22 protein-coding genes are annotated in these 25,699 nt (G+C 49.3%); 10 read left to right on the top strand and 12 right to left on the bottom strand.

The window, feature by feature from the left end:
• Positions 1-172: 172 nt before the first annotated feature.
• Together PP769_RS11540 and PP769_RS11535 are read left to right on the top strand one after the other, a co-directional pair.
• The gene (locus PP769_RS11540; protein WP_312640211.1) at positions 173-1,957 is read left to right on the top strand and encodes an HAD family hydrolase; all 1,785 of its coding nucleotides are present in this window, start codon (positions 173-175) and stop codon (positions 1,955-1,957) included.
• 620 nt (positions 1,958-2,577) lie between these two features.
• Positions 2,578-3,447 (top strand): hypothetical protein, encoded by an 870-nt coding sequence (locus PP769_RS11535; protein WP_312640210.1) that lies wholly within the window; start codon positions 2,578-2,580, stop codon positions 3,445-3,447.
• 749 nt (positions 3,448-4,196) lie between these two features.
• Here PP769_RS11535 and PP769_RS11530 read toward each other — a convergent pair.
• On the bottom strand, positions 4,197-4,559 hold the full coding sequence (locus PP769_RS11530) for a BON domain-containing protein (protein WP_312640209.1): 363 nt from the start codon (positions 4,557-4,559) through the stop codon (positions 4,197-4,199).
• A gap of 235 nt (positions 4,560-4,794) precedes the next feature.
• Between PP769_RS11530 and PP769_RS11525 the strand changes: the two genes are divergently transcribed.
• The 8 genes from PP769_RS11525 to PP769_RS11490 all read left to right on the top strand — a co-directional run bounded on the left by PP769_RS11525 (position 4,795) and on the right by PP769_RS11490 (position 14,543).
• Positions 4,795-8,772, top strand: a complete 3,978-nt coding sequence (locus tag PP769_RS11525; protein ID WP_312640208.1) for an AsmA family protein — start codon at positions 4,795-4,797, stop codon at positions 8,770-8,772.
• 193 nt (positions 8,773-8,965) lie between these two features.
• Positions 8,966-10,114: a baeRF7 domain-containing protein gene (locus tag PP769_RS11520; RefSeq protein WP_312640207.1), complete on the top strand. Its 1,149-nt coding sequence runs from the start codon at positions 8,966-8,968 to the stop codon at positions 10,112-10,114.
• 328 nt (positions 10,115-10,442) lie between these two features.
• Entirely contained in the window at positions 10,443-10,946 is a 504-nt protein-coding gene (locus tag PP769_RS11515) for a hypothetical protein (RefSeq protein ID WP_312640206.1), read from the top strand.
• 45 nt (positions 10,947-10,991) lie between these two features.
• Positions 10,992-11,384 carry a phage holin family protein gene (locus tag PP769_RS11510; RefSeq protein WP_312640205.1) on the top strand — a complete coding sequence of 131 codons (393 nt, stop codon included), beginning with the start codon at positions 10,992-10,994 and terminating at the stop codon, positions 11,382-11,384.
• Complete coding sequence (locus tag PP769_RS11505; RefSeq protein WP_312640204.1) at positions 11,360-12,238, top strand: DUF3618 domain-containing protein; 879 nt, start codon at positions 11,360-11,362, stop codon at positions 12,236-12,238. Before PP769_RS11510 ends, PP769_RS11505 begins: the two co-directional genes overlap by 25 nt.
• Before the next feature lie 165 nt (positions 12,239-12,403).
• On the top strand, positions 12,404-13,405 hold the full coding sequence (locus PP769_RS11500; protein ID WP_312640203.1) for a YihY/virulence factor BrkB family protein: 1,002 nt from the start codon (positions 12,404-12,406) through the stop codon (positions 13,403-13,405).
• Positions 13,406-13,512: 107 nt separating this feature from the next.
• Positions 13,513-14,121 (top strand): hypothetical protein, encoded by a 609-nt coding sequence (locus PP769_RS11495; protein WP_312640202.1) that lies wholly within the window; start codon positions 13,513-13,515, stop codon positions 14,119-14,121.
• Positions 14,122-14,237: 116 nt separating this feature from the next.
• Positions 14,238-14,543, top strand: coding sequence for a hypothetical protein (locus PP769_RS11490; protein WP_312640201.1), 306 nt, complete (start codon positions 14,238-14,240; stop codon positions 14,541-14,543).
• Between the two features lie 52 nt (positions 14,544-14,595).
• Here PP769_RS11490 and ligD read toward each other — a convergent pair whose 3' ends face one another.
• From ligD to PP769_RS11435, 11 genes are all read right to left on the bottom strand, one after another.
• Entirely contained in the window at positions 14,596-17,217 is a 2,622-nt protein-coding gene (gene ligD, locus PP769_RS11485; protein WP_312640200.1) for a DNA ligase D, read from the bottom strand.
• Positions 17,218-17,319: 102 nt separating this feature from the next.
• Positions 17,320-18,180, bottom strand: coding sequence for a non-homologous end joining protein Ku (gene ku / locus PP769_RS11480; protein WP_312640199.1), 861 nt, complete (start codon positions 18,178-18,180; stop codon positions 17,320-17,322).
• Between the two features lie 179 nt (positions 18,181-18,359).
• Positions 18,360-18,758: a response regulator gene (locus PP769_RS11475; RefSeq protein ID WP_312640198.1), complete on the bottom strand. Its 399-nt coding sequence runs from the start codon at positions 18,756-18,758 to the stop codon at positions 18,360-18,362.
• Between the two features lie 153 nt (positions 18,759-18,911).
• The gene (locus tag PP769_RS11470; RefSeq protein WP_312640197.1) at positions 18,912-19,076 is read right to left on the bottom strand and encodes a DUF1328 domain-containing protein; all 165 of its coding nucleotides are present in this window, start codon (positions 19,074-19,076) and stop codon (positions 18,912-18,914) included.
• Between the two features lie 123 nt (positions 19,077-19,199).
• Positions 19,200-19,592 carry a hypothetical protein gene (locus tag PP769_RS11465; protein WP_312640196.1) on the bottom strand — a complete coding sequence of 131 codons (393 nt, stop codon included), beginning with the start codon at positions 19,590-19,592 and terminating at the stop codon, positions 19,200-19,202.
• 424 nt (positions 19,593-20,016) lie between these two features.
• Positions 20,017-20,199: a hypothetical protein gene (locus PP769_RS11460; RefSeq protein WP_312640195.1), complete on the bottom strand. Its 183-nt coding sequence runs from the start codon at positions 20,197-20,199 to the stop codon at positions 20,017-20,019.
• A 36-nt stretch (positions 20,200-20,235) separates the two neighbouring features.
• The gene (locus tag PP769_RS11455) at positions 20,236-20,847 is read right to left on the bottom strand and encodes a hypothetical protein (protein WP_312640194.1); all 612 of its coding nucleotides are present in this window, start codon (positions 20,845-20,847) and stop codon (positions 20,236-20,238) included.
• A 142-nt stretch (positions 20,848-20,989) separates the two neighbouring features.
• Positions 20,990-21,763, bottom strand: a complete 774-nt coding sequence (locus tag PP769_RS11450) for a PRC-barrel domain-containing protein (protein WP_312640193.1) — start codon at positions 21,761-21,763, stop codon at positions 20,990-20,992.
• Between the two features lie 345 nt (positions 21,764-22,108).
• Entirely contained in the window at positions 22,109-23,485 is a 1,377-nt protein-coding gene (locus PP769_RS11445; protein ID WP_312640192.1) for a DUF2254 domain-containing protein, read from the bottom strand.
• Positions 23,486-23,572: 87 nt separating this feature from the next.
• Positions 23,573-24,721, bottom strand: coding sequence for an AI-2E family transporter (locus tag PP769_RS11440; RefSeq protein ID WP_312640191.1), 1,149 nt, complete (start codon positions 24,719-24,721; stop codon positions 23,573-23,575).
• Between the two features lie 150 nt (positions 24,722-24,871).
• A complete protein-coding gene (locus tag PP769_RS11435) occupies positions 24,872-25,510 on the bottom strand; it encodes a cyclase family protein (RefSeq protein WP_312640190.1) in 639 nt (212 codons plus the stop codon).
• Between the last annotated feature and the right edge of the window lie 189 nt (positions 25,511-25,699).

Raw genomic sequence — 25,699 nt, 5'->3', positions numbered from 1 at the left:
AATCGTGCGGAGATGCTGAGGAGAATCTTTTAAGCACACCCCTTTGGCTATAGAAAATTGAGACACAATGCCGAACACGTGTCGTTCAGGTTCGTGGAAGAATTAATAGGCCTAATCAATTGCACCGCATAGTTTACCAAAAAGTCATTTCATTTTTACCAGAGACAATTACATGAGATATTTAGCGCTGGCTACCGATTATGACGGCACTCTTGCCCTTCATGGGCGCGTTCACGAATCGACCGTTCGAAGTCTGGAAAAAGTCTTAACCACTAATCGCAAGCTTCTTCTGGTCACAGGCCGGGAACTGGATGATCTACTGAATGTATTTCCTCACCCTCATTTATTTGATTGGATAGTCGCGGAAAATGGGCTTGTGTTGTACAAACCTTCTTCCAAAGAAACGATCACACTGGCGGATATGCCGTCTGAAGATTTCATCATGGGGCTTCGTTCCCGGGGCATTCCAATTTCAGTCGGACGAAATATCGTCTCCACCGTCCGCCCGCATGAAACTGTCGTATTGGAAGTGGTCCGTGATCTCGGATTGGATATCCAACTGATCTTCAACAAAGAAGCCGTCATGATGCTTCCCGCCGGCTTCAGTAAAGCGACCGGCCTGGAGAAAGCGCTACGCAAGATGGGCCTATCACCACACAATGTCGCCGGAATTGGCGATGCCGAGAATGATCTCTCCTTTCTGGGAATGGTGGAATGTTCCGCGGCAGTGGGCAATGCCATCCCGGCCATCAAGGAACGGGCCGATATCGTGACGGAAGGAGAGCAAGGAGACGGAGTAGTGGAATTTATCCGGCATCTTCTGGCTGACGACTTACAATCAATTGACCCGTCCCTTCACCGGCATTATGTGGTGCTGGGATCCACAGAGACGGAGCAGGAAGTCCGGATCAGTCCGTATGGCCCGAACCTCCTTCTGGCCGGCTCATCGGGAAGCGGGAAATCCACGCTCTCAACCGGCATCATTGAGCGTCTCACGGATAAACATTATCAATGCTGTATTATCGATCCCGAAGGCGATTATGAATCGTTGGAACAGGCTGTGGTCCTGGGTGACATGAATCACACCCCCAACACAAAGGAAGTCATCGACATTCTGGAAAATCCGGATACGAACCTGGTCATCAATCTGGTGGGACTGGCGATACAGGAACGTCCTTCTTTTTTTAAAAACATCTTTAAGGATCTTCAGGACTTCAGAGACCGAACGGGACGCCCCCATTGGATTGTACTGGATGAGACTCATCATCTGATGCCGGCAGAATGGGATACCCCTTCCTCCTTGTTCACCCCGACACCACATTCCCTGCTGATGATCACCGTGCATCCCGATCAAATGGCTGCCGATGCCCTTACCGCAATTGATTGTGTCGTAGTAATTGGAAAATCTCCAGGCCAGCGATTGAAGGCTTTCACCAATTTGGTGGGGGAATCTCTGCCTTCCTTCGAGGACCATCCCGTCCAACCGGGGGAGGCGATGTTCTGGAAACGGTCCGGAGGAGCTCTTCCGGTTCGATTCCGGATTCACCCCAATAGGAGCGAGCGGAGGCGTCATCGTCGGAAGTATGCGGAAGGAGAATTGGGCCCTGATCGCAGTTTTTACTTTCAAGGTCCGGAAGGAAAGCTGAACCTTCGAGCCCAAAATCTTATGCTCTTTCTTCAACTGGCAGAAGGGCTGGATTCTGAAACGTGGATGTATCATTTGAAGCGGCATGATTATTCTTCATGGGCTCGAGACTGCATTAAAGACAAAACGCTGTCCGCCGAGATTTGGAAAATAGAATCCATTGAATCGGTAGAACATCGGCAAAGTCTCGCTCACATCAAAGCCGCCATTGAATCCCGTTATGTCCTCTCTCCACACCATCCCTCCCCTTCCTCTCATCCGCCCCCTTCCTCTCATCCGCCCCCTTTATCTCCTTTCCCTTTATCGACTTAACATTCAATTTCCGAATGTGAATTGTGCCACGGTTGGATTTCATTCAGCATACAAAAAATCATCATTACTCAGGGACCCTCATTAGAATTGACAAACCATCACACCAGCCTGTGATTCTAAATTTTTGGAGCGGTACAGGAAGGAATTCGTCAACATGACTCAATAGAAGTTCAACGTTAGGGGTAAATAATGAAGATTCACGGGTTTTTACCAGTTAGTGGTTAACTGAATCCCCTTCATAATTTGCCTGAGTATGAAGGAGGTTATTTTACAATTTATTTTTTGGAACAATCGCCTTCCAAAAATAAGGAGGACAAATCATGAAGTTATTACACACGGTGTTTGGAGTTTTAATGGTTATTGTGCAATTGATCGATTTTTTTGTCTTCGTTCGCCCATTCGTCTTGGCAATCTAATGTTATGCCTTCGCTCATAAGCCGAAAAAGGGTTCCAAGGAAGAGACGAGGCTGAGTACCCACGGCTTCGTCTCTTTTTTCTACAGGACCTTCAGACCTTTAAAGCTATTTACTCATTGCTTGTAGTCGGACTTCCGTTCAATCTTCATGCAGGAAGCCCGGATACCGGAACACAATCACTGCTCTCACTTGAAAGGAGAAACCATGTCACTTTCCATAAAAGTTCCCTCACACTGGAAAACCACTGTGCTTCTCGGGTCATGTGTATACCTTTTGGCGGGGATGACGGTTGCGTCAGGAGGGGAAAAGGACTCTACAGAAACCTCTCAACACCAGTCCACCATGGAACAAGTGGAACAGGACGGCGAGCAACACCACCAGTTTACTCTACTTCCCGGGCATCGGGTCATCACCGGCGTTGTGGAAGGAGTGGCAGCGGATCAAGCTAAAGTTAATTCCGGGGATTCCGGAGAAATTAGTCCGAGATATCTCTCCATTGAACGTGCGAAAGAAAAAGGATTCACGTTGAAAGAGGGCGATAAGGTCACCATTGTGGTAAACGCTAAGAATCACGTTGTCGATTATCACCTCTCGAAAGAGAAAGGCCAGAGTCACCACAACGTCATCAAGGGCAGACTTGCGCAACCGCTGAAGGTCGGACAGGACCATGCCGTGATTAAAACCAAAGAGGGCAAAGAACAATCGTTTCCGGTACGCCCGCTGGCCAGAAGTGAGGTTGCGGCTATTCCATTCGATACGGATGGACTATTTCTCATCGATGAGACAAATAAAATTGCGAGTGCGACGTTGACCAATGACGTGATTGCCGAAGACGATTGGGCGCGTTCCACCGCCTATAATGTGTACCGCCATATTCAAGGAGTGGTACAGGACGAGCCAAAAAAACAATCATTGACTATTCAAACAAAGGACAAGGAATCTCTCACGTTACCTGTCTGGGACTATTTACAAGGGGAAATGACAGACCTTTCCAAAGGCACCCCGGTAACAGTATTGGTAGATAGCGATGATAAAATCGTCGATATTGCCCATGTCCCTCAAAACGGGAAATAAGGTCTCGCAGTTGCTTAGAACGTGGAAGCCGAATCTCCGTTCTTTCCACAATAGCTCCATAAGGCGATTGGAGAGGTAAAGGGCGGAGTATTCTTGAGTGAAGATTGTCAAATTCGGCACGTAAGAGCTCTAAGCCTCCAACTTATATTTGAATTTCAACGGATGTGGTGTGGGCCTCAAACCAATTTAAATTAATCTCGAAACGCACCCCACCCCAGGGCATTTCGCACTGTGGGATCGGTTGATGGATTGACAATGTATTGCAAGTCAGGCTGACTGATGAGGTACTGGCCGAACATTAATGGGGGAGGACAATAATATAGGCGACTTCTGCATCTTCGACTGACAATACCCCATCTTTTCTAAGATTTTTTATTAGGGAGTGCCAGCCTTTCCACCCGTTTTATATTTCTTACATCAGTTACAACAGGTGAAAGATCATTGAACTCCAGGACTGGACGATCGAAAAGGAAATTCAGAAAATCGATGGGAATGTGTCTACCAACCAAGACGGACATGGGTGGCAAGTGCGTGTGCACATGGAGGAGAGCGCACTTCAAGGAAAATCTTTCAGGGAGGGAGATATGGTCAAAGCCAATATTAAGAAAGGGAACGAAATCTATACTGTCCTGTCTACCGAAAAGGCAGACCAATCATCCATGCCCTCTCAATCACAGGAGTTTATTCATAGAAGTGAGGAGACATAGGTGAGTGCTATAAAGAAAGCCAGAAATTCTCCAAAATCGATGTCATTTAAGTTGAAGATGATTAATGACCGATTGGACCCCTCTCACACGGCCGGCGGCTCTCTCTGCCGCCTGCCGGTGGGACTCTTTTTCAACGAATCCCCCCAGGGTCACTACGCCATTTTGGACTTTGACATCAATAGGAGCAGCGTTCAAACCGGCTTCTTGAACCAGCGCCGCTTTAACCTCAGCGGCCATCTGCTCATTCCGGTCGGAAACCTCTGCGTCTGCACCGAGATGAGTGCCGCATCCGGCCGCATTAACCGTGAGAAACAGCACACACACAAATGCGATAGGACGCCATAGACCTTGGCAGGCAGGACGTAACTGGTTCATAAGCGGACATAGGGACGAGACGTTAATCATATTAAACCTTTTATACAGCTATAAGGTTATTCGGGACTTCCGGCCATCCACGACCATGCATGTTCAGACCATGGGATGAGATCACGCGAAGTTTCGGGTATTGATCAACGGTAATACACGGGATTTCCATCATGGCTTTTGCTGCCCTGAGCTCTCTTAGAATCTTACTTTACTTCACAACCTATTCCGAAAGGAATACCGGTGACATTCTGTGAAGTGAGCGGAAAAACAGCCTATGTGGATTCGTAGAATTCTTCTGTCGATTGTTGTCCTGGTTTTCATCCTTGTCATCCTGGTGGCGGTGGGTATTGCCGCGCTGAACTCCCAATGGTTTCTTCATTTCGCTGAATCCAAGGCGACGGAATTAGCTGGTCGACAGGTCACGATCGGCGCATTTGACCTGGACTTCGGCCGAATCTCCCGATTACGAGTCAAGAATCTATCAATTGCGAACCCAGCTTGGGCATCAGATCCCTCCCTCGCATCCGTTGATCGGTTAGAGGTGGGGATCGACCTTCTCCCGCTCTTGAAGGGTGACCTGGTCATTCCTGACCTGCAGGCGACGGCACCAGTGGTTCATCTGGAACGATCTGATCGTGGGGCAACCAGTTGGACAATAGCAGATAAGGGAAATTCCTCCCACAGTGACCAACCCACTGAAAAGTCGGGCGAAGGGGATCCGGCTCTCAATCTGCCTCGTATTGAATCAGTGACTGTCAATGGCGGGCGCCTCACCTATCTGGATCCGCAACAGGATATTTTTGTTTCCCTTTCGATCCTTGCCACGAGGGAGGAATCACATACGGACCAAGAGCGTCTTGTTGCTAAAGGCGGCGGACATGTCGCTGGAGAGCCAGTGACGATCGGATTGTCCGCAGGAACGGATTCCTCAAAGCCACACTCACCGGAAAACCCCATCCAGGTAGGATTAAAGGTGAACACCGTCGAAACTAGTCTGGCCATTAATGGGACTGTTGATGCATTGCTCTCACCCGAGAAGGCAAATCTGCATTTTCAATTGGAAGGACGCAACCTTTCACGATGGAATGAGGTGCTTGCCATTGAACTCCCTGCCCTCCCCGAGTATCACCTGACCGGGACGCTTGCCCTGGCGGATGACATCTGGTCAATTGATCCCATGAAAGCGATTGTCGCAAACAGCGATCTTGCGGGGACGATTCGAGTGATATCCGATGTCGATCCTATGCGCATAGAAGGAGAGCTCTATTCAACACGACTGGATGTGGCCCAGCTGCAGGGATTTATGCCTCAACAACAAGATACCGATCCCTTAGCGGTCAAGACAGGGAATCTTCTGGATGTGATCGCCCATTCCGGTTTGCAAGCCGGCCTCACCTACCGTGCAGATGTGATTGCCACCGGTGAAATGCCCGTTCACCATGTCAACCTCGCCATGCGCCTGCAAGATGACATGCTCACAATCGAGTCATTATCCGGAGATGTGGCCGGGACCCATCTCACGATCGGGACACAGGTTTCCGTGAAAGGAAAGGCGGCGGAAAGTCGCCTGTCCCTGCAAGCTGAAAACCTGAAAGCGACTGATAAGGCACCGAACGAAGTGATCTCCGAATCGGGGACGAATGCCACAGAAGGATTTCCTGGAACACTCGGAATGGATCTGGCCATGAATATTCACACGATTCGTGAATCGGAGGAGAAGACCAATTCACGGGAATCCTCCGGCCCGCAAGATTCTATTCATTCCGTTGAATGGAGCACGCTCGAAATCGAGACTTTTGATATCCGGTATGATGATCCCGCCATGAATACGCGCTTCAAGGCGCAGATCGAGGAAAATAGTCCGGAGCGGTTGATCGTCAAAGCCAAAGGTCTGTATCGAAACGAACCCATTGACATGACCGTAACGGCTCCTGCAATGAATACGTTTGTCGATCTCCCTCCTGACGGTCAATCCCGGAAACATCTGTCTGCCGAATTTAAACTGGCGGACACATCGGCCTCGCTTTCTGCCCTGGTCGAACCTGGCTGGCCGCTAATGTGGCTTGACCTTGAATTCTCAATGAGCAGTGAGTCTCCGGATACCCTGGCCGCCATATTCGATGGTGAACTTCCTGCTTTGGACACCTTGGCCATCAACGGATCACTCTCCAAACGGACCCACCTCTGGAGTCTCCAAAAATTTGCCGCCATCATCGGTGAAAGCGACATTTCCGGACAAGCCACCATCGATACGGCTGACGAGCTGCGCTTTAAGGGAAACCTGCTGTCGAAAAACCTGAAAATTGCATCGCTGATGCCTGCGAACGGAAAGGACACCACAACAGCACAAGCCGTGGCATCAATTCCTGAAACCTCGGAGCAGGATACCGCCCAACGCCATTCGCCGGAGAGACTTCTCCCAACCTGGCTAAACAATCTCCAGGGCGTGCTCGGCCTACAGGTTGAACAACTGGTGTTGCCCGGCGCGACACTCAAGGATGTGACGGTTCGAACGACTTTCGACAATGGGCTCCTTCGCCTCTCGCCCCTGAACATTGACCTGGGCGGTGGCACCATCAAAACCTCCGCACAACTGGACCTCCGCAAACCGTCATTGTCAGGTCATCTTCAGACCGACATCCGGGAAGTTAATCTCACTGAGGCCATGCAGACCCTAGGCCGCGAGGCCGGAGCATTGGGTCAGGTCAATGGCCGTCTCGCTCTGAGTCTTCCCGCAGCCCATCAGACCGCGAAACATCCTCTCAATACCGACGCCATACTCGATCGATTGCGCATCGATGACGTGCGTCTGCGTTATGACGATCCAGCGTTACAGGCAAAGACGGATTTGCGCCTCATGGCAGATAGTGTCGCATCCGGAATTCAGGTCACAGGCACGGTTGAATATCGGGAAAACCCTGTAGAGGTGTCCATTACTACGGGCTCCATACGCCAGGCCTTACAAGACTATGGTGCAATGCCGGTGGAAGCGACTTTTACCACACAAGAAACGACTCTGACGCTTGAAGGTAATGTGGGTGAGTTGTTCCCGGTAGCGAAATTTAAGGGGACAGTCGGGATGAAAGGCCCTAATCCCGCTCGTCTGGGCGAAGCTATCGGCATTCCTCTCCCGCACCTTCCCCCGTACCGATTAATCGCACAAGTTCATCGCGAGCAAGAGGCTGAGAGCCAACAGAGTTTTCACTTGAGCGACCTAGACGGCACAATCGGCGACAGTGACGTTGCAGGCAAATTACGTGTGACGATCGGCGGCGAGCGTCCGATGATATTTGCCCGATTGAAGTCACGTACACTCGATCTTGATGACCTGGCCGGCCTCCTCGGCGCACCACCGGATCCGGACGAGGCAGCTTCGCCAAAACAGGAAGCCCAAGCCGAGGCGGCCAAAAAGCGGAAGACCCTCCTTCCGAACAAACCTCTCGACTTCACACAACTTCGTAAATTGGACGCTGATGTCGAATACCGCGCCAAGGGAGTGAAGGCCCCCGATCTCCCCCTGAATGATTTTGTGCTGAATGTGGTTCTTCAGGACGGACACATGCAGATGGATCACCTGGATTTTGGCGTAGCCACGGGGACAACGGCCATGCAACTTGAAGTCAATGCCCATGAATCACCAGCACAAGCCAAGCTTCACGCTCATTTCAATCACATCAATGTAAGTCAATTGCTTGCCCGCTTCGAGGTGGCGGATGACTCTTTTGGCGATATTGGAGGACGTGCCACACTTTGGATGCAAGGAGAATCCTTGGCGGATTGGTTCGCCTCGGCCGACGGGGGTCTGTACTTAACCATGACCGGAGGAAAAATCGATGCCTTGTTGGTGGAATTGGCCGGATTAGATTTCACCGAATCCGCAGCAGTATTTTTAAGCACAGACACAGGAGTCGCCATTGAATGCGCCTATACCGACTTGCAGGCTCGCAGTGGCATCGTGACCATCCACCCCTTCTTACTGGATACCCAAGACACCAAATTTAAAGGTCACGGATCGATCGACCTTCGTCAAGAAAAGATGAACCTCACCATAGAGCCCTATCCTCAGGATTTTACCATCTTGAGTTCCCGCGGCCCCTTGCACGTCACCGGCACATTTTCAAATCCTGAATTTTCAGTCGAACCTTCTTTTCCCTCTCCTGAGTTTGGAATGGCTGACGATAGCGCCCGCTGTACGGGCATGGTGGACGCGCTTCGGACCGCCAGAAAGGAACAACTGGCAGACAACAACTGATGTTTCCGTGGCAGTCACCACTTGCAACACCTGCAGGTAAAGTGTGAAATTCCACCATGCCCCATACACCTAAACGTCAGGTGATGAAGAGAAAAGACTTCAGGGAAATTAACAGGTTTCTGCTCAAATATTACGTGTTACGTTGAAACGTAAATAGATGCAACTGCACCTCTGAGCCATCGAAAGGGTGACCATGTCAATCACAATACAGGATCTACAGGATCTCCTTGAACAGAGGGAAAGTCCATGCGTGTCCTTATTCATGCCGACCCATCCCGCAGGACCGGAAACACGACAGGACCCGATACGCTTGAACAACCTGCTCAAAGAGACTGAACAGCAATTGACGGAACAGGGCATCAGGAGCGCAGACGCTCGAACCTGGCTGGACCCTCTCTCGGAACTCCTGGAGGATGAGCAATTCTGGCAGCATCAGGATCAGGGGCTGGCCATGTACGTGGCGAAGGATTGGCATCGGATCTTTCGTCTGCCTCTCATTCTTTCCGAACTCACGATGGTGGAATCCCGGTTTTATCTGAAGCCCATCCTGCCCGTGTTCATGTATGGAGGAACGTTTTATCTTCTCGCGCTCAGTCAGAACCATATCCGGTTTTTTCAGGGTTCACAGGATGGTCTGCAGGAATTGCACATACCGGACATTCCCCGCAGTATGAAGGAAGCCAATCTAGCGGGAACGGGCGAGCAATCGTTGCAATGGCATACCAAAGCTCCCAATGCAGGCGGCCAGCGGGCCGCCATGTTTCATGGACAGGGCGGTGGGGATGACGAAGCAAAATCCCGCATTTCCCAATTTTTCCAACAGGTGGCAAAAGGTCTACACCAGTTCCTGCACGATGTGCAGGCCCCGTTATATCTGACGGGGGTAGAATATTTGATTCCGATTTACAAAGACGTCAATACCTACCCTCATACGAAAGAAGAAGGGGTCACGGGCAATGCTGATGAAAAAAGCCTTCATGAATTGCACCGCCAGGTCTGGCCGGTCGTGAAAGCGGATGCCGATCACGGCATAGAAGAGGCCAAGATCAGGTGTGAAGAGTTTTTGGGTACGTCCAAGGCTTCCCACGATCTGGAAACCGTGGTTTTTGCAGCCCATGAGGGAAAAATCGATACACTATTCGTCGCCCGGAACATTCAACAATGGGGGCGTATCGACGTCATGCAAAACCGGGTGGAAACGGAACCGACAAAGTCCGCCGAATCCCTGGAGATTTTAGATGTTGCGGTGGTGCAGACGTTACTTAAAAAAGGCACGGTTTATGCCCTCCCCCAGGAAAAGATGCCAGGCCGTACGTCCTTGGCAGCCATGTTTCGTTATTAATTCCGCCGTTTTCCTTCCTTCAATTTTTCTCTCTGAAACACAACAAAAACAGAAGAGTAAGCGGTAACCTCCGCCCTGAGACTGTATTCTCGCTGATTCGGCCCAAGTCTTCACAATTTTCCTCCGAGAGTCCTGAGGGCCGCACGCGTGACTTAGTCGGATACCCTGGCATGGGAGCCCTCGATATTTCGCGGAAATTAAGGGTTGTTGACAGTTCACGACTTCCTCCCTTTTGTTTATAAGTAGTTAGCACTTTTGTAGATGCCAGCTGGAATTATTCATTCGAGAGATTTTTCTTTAAGGGAAGGAGAACGAAATGGGCAATGACATGAGCGAAAAAGCAAAAGAAATCGGAAAACAAGTTAAAGAGAAGGCGGGTGAGGTGGGAGAGCAGGTTCGTGCACAGGGCTCTGAATTGGCGAACCAAGCACAAGGGAAAGTTAAGAGCACCCTAGAAACCCAGAAACAAAAGGGAGTTGGAGAACTCAGCGGGCTGGCCGAAGCCGTGCGTCAAACGAGTCAAAATCTGCGGGAGCAGCATAAAGAAAGCGTCGCCCACTATGCCGAACGGGCGGCTGAACAAATGGATCGCATGGTGCAGTATTTCGATTCCCGTGATGTCGGGGAATTGCTGAACGAGACTGAAATGTTTGCCCGCCGCCATCCGGAAGCGTTTTTAGGGGGGGCCTTTATGCTGGGGCTTGTGGCGGGAAGATTTTTAAAGAGTTCCAGAGATCGAAGGATAGATGAATCATCATCCTATGGACGGCAGGAATCGTACCGGAGGGAAGAACCTACGGCGACAAGGACGCCAGCCGCGCCAACCATGTAACGGGAATCCTTTTTCATATTAATGTGAACCTAGAAGGAGGGTGTTATGAGTGTATATCAGGAAGAACGACCACTAAGTGATCTCTTCCGTGACCTGATGAACGAAGCAAAAATCCTCATTCAGCAGGAAATGCAGCTTTTAAAGCTTGAAATGTCCCAAAAGGCTAAACAGGCCGGCAAAGATGTGGGATTTATTGCGGTAGGAGGAGCGCTGGCCTATGCAGGATTGCTGGGTTTGTTATATGCGGCCATTCTCGCCCTGGCATTAATCATCCCCGCCTGGGCTTCTGCGCTGATTGTCGGATTGGCCGTTGTGGGGATCGGCTACGCATTGATTCAAAAAGGTATCAGCGATTTGAAAACCATGGACCCCGCCCCGCAAAAAACTATTGACAGTTTAAAGGAGACCAAACAGTGGACGACCAACGTACTCAATTAAATGCGCAAGAATCGAAAAATATTGAAGATCCTGCCCGGCTTCGCGAACAAATTCGAGTAACCAGAGCGGAACTGGACGGAACGGTTCAGACACTTCAACAACGTCTGTCTCCGGATACCATCAAGGAACAGGTCAAAACCGCAGCTATGGATAAAGTCGAAACGGCCAAAGAACATGCCCGAGTGAAAGTGAACCAATGGCAATCCATCCTGGTGGAACGGGTCCTGAACAATCCCCTACCTGCCGCCCTTATTGGCGTGGGTCTCCTATGGTTGATGAAGGAGGCCGGCAATTCCTCATCAGCACGAGGCAGATTTGGAAGGGACCGATATGGCCATGACTATTCCCTTGATCCCCATGAAGAGTGGCCGGATTATGCTCCCGGAATTGAAGCCGGGCGGATTCCCCGTCAACGATCCCGTCGGGGAGGATCCCTGGACGCCATAAAGACAAGAGCACAGGCCTCGGGGCAACAGGTACGAGAACAGATTTCGGAATGGACAGACCAGGCACAAGAATCATTGGAAGATTGGAAAGAAGAGGCGTCGCACCGGTCAGATGAAATCCGAGAGCGCACACGCGAGGGTGGCGAACGCATGAAGAATGAATTGTTCCGGTATATGCAGGAGAGCCCGCTGACCATCGGGGCCATAACGTTAGCCATTGGGACGGCTATCGGCCTTTCCCTGCCTCGGTCTGAAAAGGAAGATCAATGGATGGGTGAAACACGTGACCGGTTGCTGGAGGAGGCGAAAGCAACCGCTAAGGAGATCATGCCGAAGGCCAAAGAAGCCGCTGCTGAGGCTCAGCGGGTGGCGGCGGAGACCATTAGGGAACAGGCCGGCATGAATTGAAGAAGGGGAAAAACGCCATAACGGTGGCATGAGCAGGGGCTCCAGTTAGACAGTTTTGATGATTAGTGTGGATAAGTGATGACTGGCTAAGATATTCGGCTCCGGTTCTTATCATTAAGGAAGTTTTTCCTGTCGGACAAAAGTTTTACACCTAGAGGTTATATTATGCCCCGACACAACTCAGCTGAAAAGAAGTCCGGCACAAGAGGCCGGAATGCGACTCAGCCCAGTCAAATCCCCCATGCAGGGTGGTGGGATATCCTCCTGCGCGTGAAGGATCAAATTTCACAGGATAACGTTTCGATTGTCGCCGCAGGAGTGGCATTTTATGCCGTCCTCGCGCTGTTTCCGGCGCTGGCCGCCATTGTCTCGCTGTATGGACTGTTTACCGAAGCCTCTGATATCCAGCAACAGATTACTTCGCTCAGTTCCTTTCTTCCGCTAGACACCCAAACCTTAATCCAGGAGCAGCTGACAACTATTTCAACCAGCGGGCAATCGGCTTTAAGTTTTGGAGCGATCGGGGGATTGCTTTTCGCGATCTGGAGCGCCTCCAAAGGTATGTCTGCAATGATCACATCCTTGAACATTGCCTACAATGAAGAAGAGGAACGGAGTTTCATCAAAGTTACCGCGCTGGCCTTAGGATTAACGGTTGGAGGTCTTATTTTTGTCATCCTGACTCTCTTTCTCATTACCCTGCTGCCGGCGGTATTGGAAGCACTGGGATTCGGCCAGAAAATGCAAACGATTCTCTCTCTCAGTCGTTGGCCGCTTTTGGCCATGATTGTCATGGGGGGATTGGCCATTCTGTACCGGTATGCACCCTGCCGGAATTACCCGAGATGGCAATGGGTATCATGGGGTGCCGGAATCGCCACACTGATGTGGATAGTGGGATCGTCGGCGTTTGCTATCTATGCGAATGATTACAGTAGTTACAACCAGACGTACGGGTCACTCGGCGCGGCAGTCATTTTGCTGATGTGGTTCTGGTTGACCGCATTCATCGTCATGGTCGGAGCCGAAATAAATTCGGAAATGGAACGACAGACGCGGGTAGACACGACGGAGGGTGTACCCGAACCCATGGGCCAACGCGAAGCCTATTCGGCCGATACACTGGGTCGGACAGCTGAAACCCACCCTCATTCGATAAAAACCTAAGCACGTTTTGGTCAATGAGGGTTTGTGCCAGTTGTGCGTATTCGCGGTTCATTCTATCTTGATAGCTCACTTCGGTTCATTTTTCTCACACACAAGGAGGTTGTGTTATGAAATCTGTATGGAAATTTGCCGCACCGACGTTTGTCCTTACCTTGGGTTTCGCCGCCACTCTTCACGCTGCCAGCGATCAGATGCAACAAACATCGGACCGAACCGGTCAACAACAGAATCAGATGGCGACGGTGAAAGGCACGGTTGAAAAAGTCGAAGGCGACGTGTTTACCATCAAAAATGATAAAGGCGAGACAATCCGGCTTCACCTGGATGAGAAGGCATTTCAAGGGAAACAACCCAAGGAAGGTGACAAAATACAAGCCAGGATCCCAAACGGGGAAGAGACGTATGATGTGGTTTCCGTCAAAAAGGATGGAGATTCCTCTGCAGATTCCTCACTTAGAGGCGGAGAATCCATGCAAGCGCAATCTTCTTCGCAATCATCATCCTCACAGGAAAAATTCACAAGAACCATTCAAGGAGAAATTTCCAAAGTCGATGGAAATGTGTTCTACGTTCAGGATACTTCCGGAAAAGAAATCCGTCTCCGGCTGGACCAATCCGCCGAACATTCAGGCGAATTGAAGGAGGGCGACAAAATCGAAGCGTTGGTGACGCAGAAGAAAGAATTTCACGTCATCTCGGCTGAACCCATACAATAATCTGGCCGGCGCGCTTTCCGGATGGGGATTTCCTGAAGGAAATCCCCGTCCGGATATTCGGTTTCTGTGGCACCATTGACGAAATCCCTGGCTCTGCCAAAAACAAGGAGGGTCTCATGCCACGAGGAGACAAATCCAAATACACCGGAAAGCAAAAACGTCAGGCAGAAAAAATTGAAGAAGGATATGAAAAGCGAGGCGTATCGGAGGACGAAGCGGAACGCCGTGCATGGGCTACCGTGAACAAAATGACCGGTGGAGGAAAGAAACCAGGCGGATCCGGTCGAGGAAAAGTGATGAATACCGCTCCGGCTAAAAAAGGCGGGGAAAAAGGCGGAAAAGCCTCGGCCTCACGATCGGCATCCGCCAAATCGGCCTCTGCCAGGAAAGCCGCCGAGACCCGTGCTCGAAAGAAAAAATGAACGGCACCGGAGAGGACGTCTTCCCCCACGCGCATAAACCCGTTTTTGAGAATCAGACTAGCGATCGGGATAGTGTCTGCCGAAGATCAAAAAATCCCTTCCAGGGATCTGTCCTAAGATTCTGAAGACGTTGAGGGAGAGTGGTGAGAGTAAAGACCTGGGAACCGGAGATAGAATAGAGTTCATCCCAACTCACAGGGGTTGACACAGGCGCTCCGGGAAGAGCTCGAGTGCCATAGGTGGCAATAGATGTGGCCCCGAAAGTGTTACGAAGGTAATCAATAAAAATTTTTCCCTTTCGTTTGGCTTTGCTCATAGTGGCCACAAATCCCGAGGGATGCGCTTGGGCGGTTTCCATCGCCAGTCTCCGGGTATACTGCTTTAACTGGTCCCATGTGGCGCGACGTGTCAGGGGGGCCACGACATGTAATCCCTTTCCTCCTGAGGTTTTCACAAAACTTTCTATGCCATCTTCGGAAAGCCGATTTTTTAACATATGGGCCCCTTCAACCAGCTGTTCCCATTTCACTCCGGGACCGGGGTCCAGGTCGAGGACCAGGCGATCGGGTCGATCCGTCCGATCCTTCCGGCATCCCCACGGATGAATTTCCAATACGCCCATTTGCACCAATGCGATCAGCCCTTTCACGTCGTCAATCACCAGATAAGTGTTCTTGGCTTTCGTTTCTTTTTCGCGGATCAGAATGCGGTGCACGGAATCCGGAAGAGATCCCGAAGCATGTTTTTGGTAGAAACATTTTTGTTGAGATCCCTGAGGACACCGCACCAGCGTCAGCGGCCGGCCGGCCACATGAGGCAACACCCATTTGGCCACCTGTAGATAAAATTCCGCCAGATTCCGTTTCGTGAAACCCTGCCGAGGATACAGGATCTTTTCGGGATGCGTAAGCGCAAGTTCCGGCTTTTCCGTAGAGATTGCCGGCGAGGCATTGGATCCCCGGATGGAAGAATTAATCGTGTCGGAAAATTTATTGTTCATAGAGTGTGGAGTTTCTTTGATGATTTCTTTTGCCGGTTTATCCTCACGGAGACCGACAAACGAAGGATGGCGCAGCATCCCGTCACGTGTCCATTCATAAAATTCTACCTCGGCGACAAGTTCGGGATGGACCCAATGCACGTCCAGAATGTTCCTGTCCGAAGGCAGCCGGGCAAAGGGAGGATGGGACTGAGCTCGCTTGTCCAGAAGCCCATAAATTCGTGAAAGGCGTTGGTGGGTAAAACCGGTGCCAACCCGGCCCGCATATTGTAAGTGTCCCTCCTTATCATAATAGCCCAATAGCAGTGCTCCGAAAAATTTTCTGGATCCCGAAGGGTTGGTATACCCGCCGATGACAAATTCCTGCCGGTGATAACACTTGACTTTAACCCAATGCCTTGAACGGGCTTGCCGATAGGGACTCATGGCATTTTTGCTGATGATCCCTTCCAAGGCCCGTCGACAGGCCTGTTCGAATGTTCGTTCTCCCTGACCCTGAATATGATCGCTGTAACGGACGTGAGCGGCCGCTTTCTCCGGCAAGGCTTTGATGAATTCCCATAACAGTTCTTTGCGCTTGAGGAGCGGGGTCCGACACAGATTATACCCTTCGCAGTAGGGCAGATCGAAGACAAAGTAGACCAGAGGGTCGGAGGCTTCACCCTTCAACACATTTTGCAAGGCCTGAAAATCAGAGGTGCCGTTCGATCGAAGCACGACGACCTCCCCGTCAAGGATGCCTTGTTGAACCGGCAATGTCTTCAGCGCTCCGCCGATGTCGGGAAATTTTTTGGTCCAATCCTTTCCGTTTCTGGTCAACAGGCGAATTCTTCCGTTTTTAACAATGCTGACAATACGATACCCATCGAACTTGATCTCATGCAGCCAATCCTCCCCTTCCGGAGAAGTTTTGACCAAGGTCGCCAACTGGGGATGAAAGGTGGCTGGTTGGGAAGAGGACACAGCGGAAGGAAGGTCTGACGGATCAGGGACGCGGGAAGTTCCGGAATTCCTATTCTTCCGTGAAGGAGAACGGGAGGAACGGCTTTTTGTGGAATTGTTTTTCGACTTCCGTTGGGAAGCCGGTTTCTGCCCGGTTTTTTTCTGCTTCACCCCGGCAATCTCATCCAATGATCGTCCGGTGGCGACACTTTTGGGGGCCATATCAATAATATCGGAATGTTTCCCTCGAAGGGCTTCCGAATCCTTTTCTTTAATCAGTAACCAGTTTTTTTCCTCTTTGGCTTTTGCCCCTCCCATTCGAACCAGGCTCCATCCCCCTTTCAGCTTTTGGCCTTTTAGAAGAAATTTCAATCGTCCCCGGTCGTAGGAATGATGGGGATTTCCTTGAGGGACCCATTGGCCCCGATCCCATACCATGACCGTCCCACCGCCATATTCTTCTTTGGGGATGGTTCCTTCGAAGGATCCATATTCGACGGGGTGATCCTCAACCTGAACGGCCAGACGCTTGAGGGAAGGATATAAACTGGGGCCTTTCGGAACCGCCCAGCTTTTAAACACACCGTCCAGCTCAAGTCTGAAATCGTAATGTAACCGGCTTGCCGCATGCTTATGGACAACAAAAGAAGACCGGTTTGTCCGGAAAGTCGTCCCACGAGGTTCCGGGGTTTTACCAAATTGACGTTTACCCTGATACTCTTTTAAGCCCATGTGTATGACTCCCTCCGAGCAGCCTTGAATGTCTGAGTCCTGAAAAAACTAAAACAAAGACCCTTCTACTCAATCAGGCGGACAATACACGGTGAAGGGTATTTAACTGGCCTTACGGGATTTTCTAGGGGAGGCGGATTTACGTTTTTTGCCTCGGCCGGAGGGTTGGGCCTTTTGAACGCTTTTCTTTAACAAGGACATGATATCAACGACTTTTCCTGAACCGATTTTCTCTTCTTTCGCGGCAGGGGGGACGGATGTTCGTGATCGGGCACTTTTCGATTTCTTTTCAATCCATTTCAACAAAGCATCGCGGTAATCATCATGGTAACGCTGGGGTTCCCACTTGGTGCTCATGGATTCCACTAACTGTTGGGCCAAAGTCAATTCCTTTTCCGAAATTTTGTAAGATTTCACACTTGCTTCAGGCACATCCAATTCTTTCATATTGCGGATTTCTTGATGAAATCGCAGAAGCTCCAGCATCAGAACATGTCCTTGAGGAATCAGAGCGGCTAAATACTGGCGTGTGCGGATAACGACTTTGGCAATCCCGACTTTGCCACTCCGACGAAGCACTTCCCGTAACAGTACGTATACTTTATCACCCTTTTTATCGGGAACAAGATAATAGGGCTTTTCAAAATACTCGTAGCCGATATCCTTTCCGTTGACAAAAGCTTCGATTTCAACTGATTTATTCACTTCAATGGCAACTTTTTCAAAATCGGCATCATTTAACAGAACATACCGACCCTCTTCATATTCAAACCCTTTTACAATGTCCTGCCATGGGACCTCTTCACCCGTCTCCTCGTTCACACGTTCATACCGGACTCTGGCCTGATTCCGGCTATCCAACAACCGGAAATGCAAGTCAAATTGTTTTTCCGCTGAATGAACGACAACAGGAATTGTGACAAGACCAAAGGTGATGTGCCCTTTCCAAATTGGCCTGGTCATAACACTGAATCCTTTTCTCGTCCGTCATCAATTGTGAAAAGATACGAGGTGCCTATCCACCTGATTCCATTGCCTTATTATTCCGGACCATTTATGGACGAACTGCCCGTGGGGTCTTCTGCTATTTCCTTTTTCGTTTTAAACCGGTCCTCCCAATTTATCCCACGTTGACAAACCGTTCACTCTAGTGAGGGCTTTTTGGATATTTCCTCACGGAACATCACTCGGATTATGCTTTCCAGTTGATCGATAAAAGGGCCGATAGGATCAGTTGGAGTTCTCCTCATGACTTGATCGACCTTCTGATGATGCATGTTGACCATTAATGGACGATTGGAGGGTCCACTAATAACGACAATTTTTCCGCCATACCCTATGGCACGCAGATCTTTCAGGAGGGTCTGCCCATTGGGATCGGCAATGGACAGATCCAGAACTATGACTTCAGGAGCCTGTTTCTCCACGAGTGAAGTCACATCATGCCTATTCTCCGGTATAGAAAGAGGAAAGTCCTTTTCCTGAAAGTGGAGGACCATTGCGGTTCGAAAGACCTCGTCAGGGGTAATGACCATGATCATGTTAAAACCCACAATTCCCTGGCTTGGGGCTCAATGTTACTTTAGGTGTATAAGTCTCCAGCCAAATGCAATCGTGCCGCCACAGCCCACACTCAATTTACCTTATGAGCCGTTTCCCCATTTATGACGGGTGTGACCTTTTCAATCCTCCGGCTAGGCCGGAGGTCTTTTCCCCGTAATAAAGCTCAAGGCAAAAATTATCAGAAATACGACAAATAACACCCAGGCAATATTGGTCGCTGTACCGGCTACCCCAGTTAAGCCGACCACTCCTGCAATGAGAGCAATGACTAAAAATGTAATGGCCCAACTTAACATACGTAATTCTCCTTTGTTCCCTTCCGAAAAGGGCGGAATGGGTTGTTTATCGGGAACGACTCATCTGCCATCTGTTGATGGCTGAACATTCCCCGTTTCGAGCTGCAGATCCTTAATGGCAAGTTACTCCTTCGCTCCATCTTTGGAAAGCTGTTGATAATTTACCACCTTATTTTGGGCGTTAATTTCTATCAGAACCGTATCACCTATTTTGAAATCATCTTTCTTCTCGGAATTAGCCAAATTCAGGTATCGCGGGGCTAACTCTCCAGCCTCACCCGCATCCACCCGTAACGTATTTTCGTTCACTTCTTCTACCACCCCTTGAATAATGCGATGACCTTCATCTAATTGACCATCTTTCTGTATTTGAGTTGTCGCCGAACGGTCACTTTCGGGAACATGGCCAGTGAGATCGCTACCAAAAGCGAATCCTGTAATCCCCAGTAGAACAACCAATGGCATGATAATTTTTACATTCGGAAACCACTGCAAATGAAACTTGGGAGCATTCATGTTCGCCTCCTTCATGTGGAATTTCCGCTGTACCCCAAAGAACAACGACCAACGTCCGTCCTTTGAGCATTTATGCCGTTACCCTCCGTGCCCACATCCGGAATGTCCGCACTGACATTTTCCGCCCTTCGACGGTTGGGATGATGAGCATTTTTCGGAACAAAATTCCTTCCCCGGAGGGGCTTCGCATGAACAGCCAGGGTGAGCACATTTTTTAGCATTGGCGGTGGTCATCATTTCTCCTTTCCGTCAGGGTCATAGGAATTAACTCCAGAATTCCGATTACAAAATCCCTTTTTCCAAACGCAATAACCAATTCATCATTCAGTGTTGCCCTTTTAAGCCGCTTCATACAATGGACAAAACTACTTTCACATGAGGAAAAATGGAGACAATAATTTCCTCATCTGTTGATGTGGGATTTTTAATTGGCCGAATCCTGTATATTTTCTCCGGCCTGTTCCATCTTTTCTCCCGCTTGCTCCATGGATTCATCGACGCTTTCGCCTGCTCGTTCCGCAGGACCTTCTTGTTCACATCCCAGGGCACCGAAGAGTGATCCTGAAAAGCACGCGACCAATAAAATTCTTTTGACATAAGAAGTCATAGTTTTCCTTTCCTCCGATTGCATAGCATTTTTCGGTTAAAGAAGATTTCGTGTCCCTTCCGGCAATACCTTTTCCGCAACTTGGCCTGCTTTGTGTTTCACATCATCCACGGTCGATACCACGCTGGATTTCACCGCTTTCATCACCCTGTCCCGCGAATCTCCCATCAATTGGTCTTCTTTCCGACTTGCCGGTATGGCGGCTGCCACGACCGTGCCTAGCGCCACCATCACGGCTCCCACCGCCAGCGGATTATTGTCCAAAAGGTGATTGAATTCTCCTCGCACAACTGCCCCTTGCTCTTGAAGATATCCCTTGACCTCTTCCATTTTCTGCCCTGCACCCTCTTTCCATTCCTTAGCCCGTCGACTGGCTTCTTCTTTCAATTCATGAGCCTGGTGACTCGCCTCATCCTGCCACTCCGACACTTGGCCTTGAACGGTATCCTTCGCTGTTCGGATCTTTTCTGTCACCTGTTCCCCCACTGAAGGTTGAAATTCTATCTCACTGTTGCCCCAAGAGTTATGGTCACTTCGATGGCGTCTTGTGGTCTCGTGAGAGGGTTCAGCCCCATCCTTAAACAACCAGTACAATCCCAAGCCGATAAGTACGGTGGGAACAGGATTTTGTGTAAGCGTATTCAACATGGACTCCCTCCTTTTGTAAGTGCTCAAGGGCCGATTTTTCCAATGCATTTCCCGGTCTGGTAATGTTAGGAAAGGTTTCCCTTCCAATAGAACTTCGGTCGCTCCTCAATTGCCTCTTGGAAACCACATTTTTAAACGTCGACTATTTTTCAACCCAATCGTGGGGTTTACCATAAAAGTCATACATACGAACTTCGTATTCTCTATTTATAGGTGTGTTCGGATCATACTCCGGACTTCCCTCGATCGTTTCTCGAGTCATAGCAACCTCAACAGTTTGTTGATTCCAATCAACAGTATTGACCCACTTGTGAGAAATGAGAACCTTTTTCCCTGGCAACCAGTTTTGAGTATCCACAACCAAATATCGAATGGCCCATGTGGTATCCTCAACGATGAAGTCATCCACATGGCCGATCTCTCCATCCCGGGCCCTGATGTAATATCCTTGGATTTCATTGGCGGACCGCAAATGTGGATTCCCATTTAATCTGGCAGACGATTTCATTCCGTCCTTGAGGGAAAGTTCAATGGCTTCCCCTCCAGGGACACTCATCGGTGTGAACCCGGCAGGCTGGATGAAACCATCCTCGTCCCAATATTCTCTCCATTTAAAAAACAGGCGGAGTTCTTTTTCCTTTTGGAGGGAAAATGGCAAGTCGGATTCAATGCCCGGGCTATTTTCGATTTCTGCGGAGGTCAGCTTCACCGGAAAGACTTTATTTTCCCCATCAGGGCGGTCCAAAGCTTCTTGTCCAATCAGCACACTTCTTCCCGGGAGCCAATTTCCGGTATCCGCCACCAGATAACGGATTCTCCACAACCGGTCGTCAAAATAAAAATCATCCACGCTCCCGAGATCTTTATCAATGGCTCGTAACCCATACCCTCGCATTTCCAATAAAGTTTTCAACATAACCTTCCTTTTCAATTAATGTTTAATAGGAATGGATCAGTCACCTATTTCAAATACGCATAAGTCAAATGGCTTCTCTGAATTCATTAACCACTTTCTATGGTTTCTAATACAATGTACAAAATTTTTATCAGCATCCTTGAAAAGTCAAACACCCGCCTCAAAACAAGCGTTCCAGTGACAGAATGGACTTGGTGACAGGGAGAGAAGTATCCGGCAACTTTCCAAACTTTACAGCAACACCATGCAGGAAAATCCGAAAGTCTGAATCGACCCATTATTAACCGGAGGGCTAACTACAATGGACCAATTCAATGGTCCCAAAAGCAGAAGTGAAAGACACGGTTAGGGAAGGATATGCAACATTTTGTCCATCAAAAGAGTACTCCGCCTTTCTCCCATACTCAACGAAGCCATGACCTGACGGCACCGATCCTCCACGGCCTCTAAATCATTTTTTTCCTGAATGGATTCCCGGCTCCCTCTTTGGACCATTTCGACATGACGAAGGATTGCCCCACGATCCTCATTTCGTTCTACGGTTTCACCTATTCGCCCCAAACCTTCCAACAGACAGATGATCACCGCCACATTGCCGTTTCCGTGTTGTCGAATTTGATTAAAAGCCGCATTCATGACGCCTTCAAAGGTGACAGACGGAGCAATCACACGAAGAACTCCCTCAGGATCGTACCGGAAAGGAGAGGGAAACTCTCTTCGCGCAAGCTGGCATAAAATTGCACTGAGGTGATCAATACACTGAATGCATGTGAACGGATCATTAATTCCAGGGGAAAGTGCCCTCACCGCCACTTCCACAAGTTGAAGCACGGAAAATTCAATATCTTGTTCCTGGGTCCGGTTGGTTCCACAGATCATTTGCTTGTTAATATGTTGGGTTACGACATCCGCCATCGGCCCAAGGGCCAGAACTTTGGCCAATGATGCTCCCTTGGTGATAAAATGGCCTGGCCGGTAATGAAGAAATATCACTAAATTCTGTTCACGCGCGATTTCCAACAGTGCATCATTTTCAATTGCCTGAAGGTAACCCCCAATTTCGGCCTTAATTTCCATTCCCTCTTTTTCTATCCGGGACATGATAGAGGGAATGTGGGTTTTGTTCGCCTCATTACCATCGGCCAGTCCCAAACGCTCTGGAAAAAGTCTGGCCAGGTCTTCTTCCAATTCCCCATATACCGCAGCGATCAAATTGGGGGCTTGAATGGAAACAGCAATATGATGCATGAAATAAATCAATACCCCTAGGCTGCACACGGCCAAAATCAGGCCCGCCAACGTTCCCCAGTATGGCGTAGAGCCATTGGGATCAACATGGATGGTTCGCAAGACGAGCAGACAATAAAGGAATGTCGCCACGAACGTTCCCAGGACTACTTGATTCCCTCGATCCCGCAAAAAATTTCCTAAGAGACGTGGGCCGAATTGTCCCGAAGCCAGGGTCAAGGCCACAATTGTGATGGAAAACACGACACCGGCAATGGTAATCATGGAACCGGCAATGGTCGAAAGGAGAGTCATCGCTCCTTCAGGACCCATATTGCTTAGCCATTGAAGAAAATCTATATTCCCGGGCGTAAAAAAATTGTCGAGATAGGGTACGACCAACGAGAGGAGAATGGCGGCAATGGTCATGCAAGTGGGTATAAGCCAGAGACTCGCACGGAGTTTATTCAACCAATTTAATACCCAAGCCGGCATGTGCCACCTATCTTGTAGCGAGATAATTTAGATTCATCATCCCGCATTAATTCGAAAGGCAAAAAGTTTGCCCTAACTATTGTAAACTTAACGACTTAAAAATTCTCCAATGGAATTGAGTGGCTCAATTTGATCACAAATTATTTTAAGAGACGCGACAAAAGGTACAGCGAGCAACGCCCCAACGGCACCCCATAACCAGCCCCAGAATAACACACTCACTAATATGATGACGGGATTCAATGTCAGTTTTCGTCCCAATAAATGGGGTGTAATAAAATTTCCTTCCATAGCGGTCAAAAACAAATACGTCCCGAACACCAAGCCCACCATGTTCATGTGTTCAAATGTGATAGCCGCAGCTAACGTCACCGCTCCTAAACCAATAATGCTTCCTACATAAGGAATAAAATTCAGAATGCCTGCCATGGCTCCCCATAAAAACGGGTTCGGCATGCCAAGCAGGTACATGGCTAGACTGGTTGCCAACGCAAGGCCGACATTCACACTGGTCACCGTAACAAGGTAACTGGAGATGTTATTTTCTATTCCACGGACAATTTCCACTGCCCGTCGCTTATCCGAAAATCGTGGTAGGACTTTCACGAGTTTTTCCAAAAACAAATCCCCTGAGGCAAGGAAAAAATAGAGTAAAATCATCGTCGAAACCAACCCCAGAATGAATTCCGTAGTCCAACCGATCAACAGGCCTCCTAAACTATCGGTTTTCACTTCGATCCTTTGCGCTTTACGAGATTCCGAAAGACTCGCCACATGCTCTAAAGCCTGGGTCGCCTTCCCCATTTCCAGGACCGAACTTTTGATGGTCCGGATTTTACGTTCCACCTGTTGTAAAGCTTCCGGGGCCCGGTCCAGCCAGAGAGAAGCGGGAGTAGACAGCTGAACAATTCCGAAAGTAAAGACACTAATAAACACGAGAAGAATCCCCCCGGCCGCAAGCGGCGCGGGAATATGAATTTTTTCAACTCCCCGCACAAGAGGAGCAAACAAAAGATTCAGGAATAAGGCCACAAACACAGGAAGCATGATGGCTTTGGCCAGATACATCACCATGAGCGAGGCATAAAGAAACAATCCCGTGAGGGCAATGGACCGGATATTGATCGGCCCCTGGAATAATTGAGATAGATAACCAGCTTCGAGTTCTGATGAAGGAGATGGAGCGGAAGCCTCACGTTCGAGTTCTGAGGTTTCTTCCTTGTGGATTTCAGGCATCGGAGGGAGCCATGTTCGGCAAATGAGGTAGGGTCACCGAAATAATGTATGTGTCACAGGAACCATACACAAACCTCCTGATTCTTTTGTTCTGTAGGATTGGACAACTGGTCACCGGCAGAAGCCCCCTAATAAAATTTTCCCTCATCATCAGCGGACCGGTTGGAGAATGGCCCTGGCTGGAGCACCATCTCCGTCTGGAATTTTTAAGGGTAAACAGATGAGCATATACTCACCCGGTTTCACTCGAGAAAATTCGAGTCCCTCAATAATGACAATCCCGGCTTGAATAAGCATGCGGGCAATCTCTTTTCCATTTTCGTGTTTCCCTCCGATAAACAGCGCATCAATTCCGACGGTGCTCACCCGCCGTTCGGCAAGCCATGCCGCGGCGGTTCGGTCGAGAAAGATAGTATCTTCAGGGGAGTGTTCAGAGTACCAGTCAGAGGCAGAATTGCGTGTCTTCAAAAGAATCCGATCATGCGAATAAATCCGGTGTTTCTTGAGTTCTTCCGCTTTAACAGATTTCCTATCTTGGATTTCAATCACTTTGGCCAGACCTATTGTCGCTGAAAATTCTGTTTGTTCATGATCTTGATAAGGACTTCCATATTTCACCGGAGCGCCAATGTGCGTTCCAGCATGAGAACTCATGGATATTTTCGAGACATGAACCTTATCCACATTTTTTCTGTCCGTCACCGGTTCCATCTGAAATGGTGGGTCTTCAGATCTTTGAAGCATTCCAGGATACAGAGGCATGGAAATGTCAATCCAATTAGATATCATGACCTACTCCACATTTCGACTCCCATTCGCTTCTCATTAAAAACCGGGAGGTAGCCGAAGCCTGCTCTTATCATCCCTCTTTTTCCGAAATCCGGCATTGGATGGTACAGTTGATAGACTAGGGTCACTTCCGACCTTCACTCAATAGACCTTTTTTAAAGGCCCACTTGAGAATTGTCTACACCCTGT

It is taken from the genome of Candidatus Nitrospira allomarina (assembly GCF_032050975.1).
Taxonomy (GTDB): domain Bacteria; phylum Nitrospirota; class Nitrospiria; order Nitrospirales; family UBA8639; genus Nitrospira_E; species Nitrospira_E allomarina.
This window is presented reverse-complemented; position numbering and strand designations above follow the sequence as displayed.

Bases quoted from the DNA above. Each gene is read 5' to 3' on its own strand.
- PP769_RS11540 (WP_312640211.1), top strand. From the start codon at position 173: ATGAGATATTTAGCGCTGGCTACCGATTATGACGGCACTCTTGCCCTT.
- PP769_RS11535 (WP_312640210.1), top strand. From the start codon at position 2,578: ATGTCACTTTCCATAAAAGTTCCCTCACACTGGAAAACCACTGTGCTT.
- PP769_RS11530 (WP_312640209.1), bottom strand. From the start codon at position 4,559: ATGATTAACGTCTCGTCCCTATGTCCGCTTATGAACCAGTTACGTCCT.
- PP769_RS11525 (WP_312640208.1), top strand. From the start codon at position 4,795: ATGTGGATTCGTAGAATTCTTCTGTCGATTGTTGTCCTGGTTTTCATC.
- PP769_RS11520 (WP_312640207.1), top strand. From the start codon at position 8,966: ATGTCAATCACAATACAGGATCTACAGGATCTCCTTGAACAGAGGGAA.
- PP769_RS11515 (WP_312640206.1), top strand. From the start codon at position 10,443: ATGAGCGAAAAAGCAAAAGAAATCGGAAAACAAGTTAAAGAGAAGGCG.
- PP769_RS11510 (WP_312640205.1), top strand. From the start codon at position 10,992: ATGAGTGTATATCAGGAAGAACGACCACTAAGTGATCTCTTCCGTGAC.
- PP769_RS11500 (WP_312640203.1), top strand. From the start codon at position 12,404: ATGCCCCGACACAACTCAGCTGAAAAGAAGTCCGGCACAAGAGGCCGG.
- PP769_RS11495 (WP_312640202.1), top strand. From the start codon at position 13,513: ATGAAATCTGTATGGAAATTTGCCGCACCGACGTTTGTCCTTACCTTG.
- PP769_RS11490 (WP_312640201.1), top strand. From the start codon at position 14,238: ATGCCACGAGGAGACAAATCCAAATACACCGGAAAGCAAAAACGTCAG.
- ligD (WP_312640200.1), bottom strand. From the start codon at position 17,217: ATGGGCTTAAAAGAGTATCAGGGTAAACGTCAATTTGGTAAAACCCCG.
- ku (WP_312640199.1), bottom strand. From the start codon at position 18,180: ATGACCAGGCCAATTTGGAAAGGGCACATCACCTTTGGTCTTGTCACA.
- PP769_RS11475 (WP_312640198.1), bottom strand. From the start codon at position 18,758: ATGATCATGGTCATTACCCCTGACGAGGTCTTTCGAACCGCAATGGTC.
- PP769_RS11470 (WP_312640197.1), bottom strand. From the start codon at position 19,076: ATGTTAAGTTGGGCCATTACATTTTTAGTCATTGCTCTCATTGCAGGA.
- PP769_RS11465 (WP_312640196.1), bottom strand. From the start codon at position 19,592: ATGAATGCTCCCAAGTTTCATTTGCAGTGGTTTCCGAATGTAAAAATT.
- PP769_RS11460 (WP_312640195.1), bottom strand. From the start codon at position 20,199: ATGACTTCTTATGTCAAAAGAATTTTATTGGTCGCGTGCTTTTCAGGA.
- PP769_RS11455 (WP_312640194.1), bottom strand. From the start codon at position 20,847: ATGTTGAATACGCTTACACAAAATCCTGTTCCCACCGTACTTATCGGC.
- PP769_RS11450 (WP_312640193.1), bottom strand. From the start codon at position 21,763: ATGTTGAAAACTTTATTGGAAATGCGAGGGTATGGGTTACGAGCCATT.
- PP769_RS11445 (WP_312640192.1), bottom strand. From the start codon at position 23,485: ATGCCGGCTTGGGTATTAAATTGGTTGAATAAACTCCGTGCGAGTCTC.
- PP769_RS11440 (WP_312640191.1), bottom strand. From the start codon at position 24,721: ATGCCTGAAATCCACAAGGAAGAAACCTCAGAACTCGAACGTGAGGCT.
- PP769_RS11435 (WP_312640190.1), bottom strand. From the start codon at position 25,510: ATGATATCTAATTGGATTGACATTTCCATGCCTCTGTATCCTGGAATG.